Origin of the sequence: Dialister sp. (assembly GCF_051885895.1) — a bacterium.
GTDB lineage: Bacteria > Bacillota > Negativicutes > Veillonellales > Dialisteraceae > Dialister.
The window spans coordinates 1-3,908 of the sequence record NZ_JBJEXP010000080.1; the positions used below are offsets into that span (position 1 = coordinate 1).

General features: G+C 47.3%; 3 protein-coding genes and 2 tRNA genes. 1 reads left to right on the forward strand and 4 read right to left on the reverse strand.

Going from position 1 to position 3,908, the window contains the following annotated elements; genetic code table 11:
• Positions 1-280: 280 nt before the first annotated feature.
• Complete coding sequence (locus tag ACI4N7_RS07280) at positions 281-502, reverse strand: hypothetical protein (RefSeq protein ID WP_439732692.1); 222 nt, start codon at positions 500-502, stop codon at positions 281-283.
• A gap of 191 nt (positions 503-693) precedes the next feature.
• Positions 694-2,778: a transporter substrate-binding domain-containing diguanylate cyclase gene (locus ACI4N7_RS07285; protein ID WP_439732693.1), complete on the reverse strand. Its 2,085-nt coding sequence runs from the start codon at positions 2,776-2,778 to the stop codon at positions 694-696.
• A gap of 577 nt (positions 2,779-3,355) precedes the next feature.
• Between ACI4N7_RS07285 and ACI4N7_RS07290 the strand changes: the two genes are divergently transcribed.
• Positions 3,356-3,526: a hypothetical protein gene (locus ACI4N7_RS07290; RefSeq protein ID WP_439732694.1), complete on the forward strand. Its 171-nt coding sequence runs from the start codon at positions 3,356-3,358 to the stop codon at positions 3,524-3,526.
• A 154-nt stretch (positions 3,527-3,680) separates the two neighbouring features.
• Here the strand turns inward: ACI4N7_RS07290 and ACI4N7_RS07295 are convergent.
• Positions 3,681-3,754 (reverse strand) — tRNA-Gly (locus ACI4N7_RS07295).
• Between the two features lie 3 nt (positions 3,755-3,757).
• Positions 3,758-3,834: transfer RNA gene (locus ACI4N7_RS07300), tRNA-Pro, on the reverse strand.
• Positions 3,835-3,908: the final 74 nt, after the last annotated feature.

Below are 3,908 nucleotides of genomic sequence, written 5' to 3' on the forward strand. Positions count from 1 at the left end.
AATAAGCAGCCAGGATAACACAAAGAAAAGGCTGGATATGTTGCAAAAGCAGCCCCAAATACGTTGACATCATGCCGGTTCATCTCCTATCTGCACCTATTATACAGATGGATAGGGACCGGCGTAAGTAACTAAGAAAAAGATGAGTAGCTCATCAATTTATGATAACGTACAGCAGGGGTCACGGGCATACGCCTTTTTTGTCTGAGAAATTTTCCTTCAGCAGCTGATTGATTTCGTTTCTTTTCCCTGTTTTTCCAACTGCTTAATCAGCTTATACCTAGTCATCATTACCGTCAAGGCCAACCTTCAATACAAAGAATATTGCGAATATGGCTAAAAAAGCATTGAGATAAAGCCATAGTTCACTCATTCCCTGTCCTAAGGCCAAACCAGATCCCATTATTTTAAAATTGATAAAGGCTGAACCAGCCCATGCTTGAGTCATTGAACCGGCAAGCAGATGAAAAAGAAAAGAACAGCCCCATTGCAGTAAATCCATAGCTGCCTACGGCTTATACTATACCATCATGCCAAGGATATATCGGCTTCCTGATTATAGACACTTTTCCAATATAGCCATTACATCTGTTTCATTTAACGTAACCCATCCATGAGACAGACCACTGAACTGCACAGCATGCTTTGCCATATCCGCAAAATACTCCGTGCCTATACCAATGACCGGACGCCTCAGCGCCCTCCTTTTTCTCTGTAGTATCTTTTCTTATCCTCATACATCCGGTTATCTGCCACACGCAGCAGTTTGGTAACGGGAACATCAGGAAATTCATGCCAGCCTGCATAACCCATGGCTATGGAGAGGCAGTCGTTTCTCTTTCCTTTCCACCGGGACACATTCTTTTGGAAGGAAACTCTGAAGGTCTCACAGGTCTTCTCGTCCATATAGAGCAGACCGACGAATTCATCGCCTCCCACCCGGTAGACCAGGCAGGTATACTCTTGAAACGCTGCCTCGCCGCAGGTCTTCCGGAAGCAGTCTCCCACAGCCCGGAGCAGTTCGTCGCCAGCCTGGTGGCCTCTGGTGTCGTTGGCTTTTTTCAGGCCATTCAGATCCAGCTCCGCTACCATCAGATTGGATGGCGGATCCTGCTGGATTTCCCTTATCTTTTCTTGGCAGGCCCGCCGGTTGGGCAGACCAGTGAGAAGGTCCACCCTGGCCAGCACATCCGCTGCTCTTTTCTGCCGGCCCCGGAAGAGGATCATGGACACCAGGAGGCTCACTGCCAGGGTGCTGGCGAAAATGACCAGAATGACTTTACCGTAATTCCGTTCCACATAATCCATGAAATTCGGCTGATACAATTCATCCGCATATTTCAGGAGCGATTCATGCATTTTGCTTTCACCCCAGAGGTTCTCCATGCGGTTGATGGCCAGGAAAAGGGGATAATTGTCCCGGTTCACCACAATGGTCAGCCCCTCCCGATTGGGAAGTTCTTCCTGATTCAAACTTTTTTCATTGTGAAGATAAATGGAAATCAGGTAGGGATTCATAATGGCGGCATCTGCTTCATGATTGCGAATGGCCTGGAGTGCAGCCTCCGGATCCGAATAGCGTAGGACTTTGTTATGGGGATAGAAATCCTTCACATACTTTTCCTGGGGTGGGAAGCTGTCTGCCACTGCAAATACCGTTTCATCGGTAATTGGCCCATTTTCCCTGCTTACTTTATACATTTTCACAGGAAGAAGATCGTTTGTCTGCCGAAGGCCTTCCTTCTCACTCTGGAAGGGCCTGTCATACACCGGCATGGCGCCGTCGATTTTCCCCGCCGCAACATCATCCCGCATTGTCTGCATGTCTTCGTAGGGAACGTACTCTATGCCTGCGGGAATATCTAAAGCCTGAAATCCGGAGTCCAGAAGATCCCGGAAGGTCCCCCTGGCTTTTCCATCAGAATCTGTCCAGATGTAGGGTCCCATGTGGGCCATATAGCCCATGCGGACAGTTCCGTGCTTTCTGAACCATCCCCTGTCATCCAGAGGCGGCAAAACGGTCTCTTTGTCGTAGGTGAAATATTTCATCCGAAGACCGTCCACAAAGGTAGGATCATAGGTTTGCATTTCGCTTATGGCACGGTTCAGATCTTTCAGCAGATCCTCCCGGCCTTTGGCAACAGCAATATAGGAGTCGTCGTTTCCGACAAAGAACAAAGGGACGAAGCCATTCCGCACATCCGCTCGGGAAGTGAACTCCAGGGAAACGTCCACATCTCCCCGTCTCATGGCATCCAGCCGGGCATCCAGGCTGCCATATTCCACAATATGGAGTCCCAGATGGTGTGCCTCATCGAACTCCTTCAGCATCCGTCCGGTGATGGTCTCTTTTCCCACCGCCACTGTCCGTCCCCGGAGATCTTCGATTTCATCATACAGGGATACCTTTTCCTTGGGCGCAAAAATATAATAGGTTTCAATGCGAATAGGATAATCAGTAAATAAATACTTCTTTACCCGCTCCGGCGTTTGGGATACATTGGACAGGATATCGATTTCCCCGGTCTCCAGTTTCTTCAGCAGCTCCGACCAGGAACCGTACACATATTCATACCGCCAGTTATTGTAAGAAGCAATCATCTGGAGATAATCGTAGGTATACCCCTTCTTGACCATATCCTCCGGATGTGTCTTGTACGCTTCCGGCACCGTATACCCCGTGATGACAACCTTTTCCGGAGGGATCTCCGCCCATGCCTCGAAAGAAGGGCAAAAGCACCCGACAAGGATAAGAAGGAGAGTAAAAAAGCGAAACATAAATTTTTGAACCATATGTCAGCTCTCTGTAGAAAATAAATATAATGTTTTATATTATATTATGTATAATTCTACTCTAATTTATAGCAGCTGTAAACAGATATTTCGTGGGCAGAAAAGCTGCCCGTCAAAGGAAGGAGCTGTCCATATCTTCCTCCATGATGTGGAAGCCCATGTGTCACAAGCCTTAGAGAAATTACGCACCTTTTTTACGGAGAAAATGTAAGCTCTGATTGACTGGTCATCTTCTCAAAAAAAGCAATGCAGCCAGATTGATCCGCCCCCTGCAATGTCTTTCTCTTGAAGTATGCTCAGCACTCTTCCGCTTCCAGCCGCATCTCAACGATGCAGCAAAAAAGTCCTGAGACGATGTACTTCACAAGGTCAATGCCTCGTTGGCATCATATCGGCAGCGGTTCCTGAACTCATCAGTCTGACGGATGTAAAAACAAACAAAGGAAACATTGAAAAGCCGGCAGCCGTACAGGTCAACATCAGCCTCATGGATGCCGATTCCGATGAAAGTCTTTGCATCACCGGCATAGGATCCGGTCAGGACAGCGGGGATAAAGCTGTCATGAAAGCGGAAACCGCAGCCATCAAATATGCCTACCTTTTAAGCCTTGCCATCAGTTTAGCACGTATCAGGCTGCCCATCATGCTTCAAACAGGAAGTAAGAAGAAAGCCGGGAGTGTAAATCCCCCGGCTTTTTTTCTTGCTTTATTTCATGGAAAATGTGTATTTTAAGAATTGACTCATTATTAACTTTTTCAGGCATATTGCCAACTTAGTACGGGCTAATGTATGATTTAGGCAAAAGTCCTCGAAAATAGCCAAAAAGTAGCCAAATTTGGGCAAAAAAAAAGCTTCGTAAAAGTCTAACGAAGCTCGATATTATCGGTGGAGCGGGTGAAGGGAATCGAACCCTCGTAACCAGCTTGGAAGGCTGGCGCTCTACCATTGAGCTACACCCGCATATGGTCGGAGCAGCAGGATTTGAACCTGCGACCCCTTGGTCCCGAACCAAGTGCGCTACCAAACTGCGCTATGCCCCGACAACGTAATTGATTATACCAGCAGTCCCGCAATCTGTCAATGGACTTTTTAGAAAAATATGGACATTCTATAT

Bases quoted from the DNA above. Each gene is read 5' to 3' on its own strand.
- ACI4N7_RS07280 (WP_439732692.1), bottom strand. From the start codon at position 502: ATGGATTTACTGCAATGGGGCTGTTCTTTTCTTTTTCATCTGCTTGCC.
- ACI4N7_RS07285 (WP_439732693.1), bottom strand. From the start codon at position 2,778: ATGTTTCGCTTTTTTACTCTCCTTCTTATCCTTGTCGGGTGCTTTTGC.
- ACI4N7_RS07290 (WP_439732694.1), top strand. From the start codon at position 3,356: ATGAAAGCGGAAACCGCAGCCATCAAATATGCCTACCTTTTAAGCCTT.